At 55.6% G+C, this 214-nt stretch carries 1 rRNA gene; it reads left to right on the plus strand.

Going from position 1 to position 214, the window contains the following annotated elements:
* Nucleotides 1-214, plus strand: a 23S ribosomal RNA gene (locus tag FAF44_RS54270); the annotation flags it as partial.

Here is a 214-nt window from a genome sequence, read left to right on the forward strand (position 1 = left end):
GAAGCAGCCACCCTTGAAAGAGTGCGTAATAGCTCACTGGTCAAGTGATTCTGCGCCGACAATGTAGCGGGGCTCAAGTACACCGCCGAAGTCGTGGCACTGACAGCTTTGTGTTGTTGGTGGGTAGGGGAGCGTCGTGCAGCCGGTGAAGCAGCAGAGTGATCTAGTTGTGGAGGCTGTGCGAGTGAGAATGCAGGCATGAGTAGCGAATCGA

Origin of the sequence: Nonomuraea sp. MG754425 (genome assembly GCF_021699195.1) — a bacterium.
GTDB lineage: Bacteria > Actinomycetota > Actinomycetes > Streptosporangiales > Streptosporangiaceae > Nonomuraea.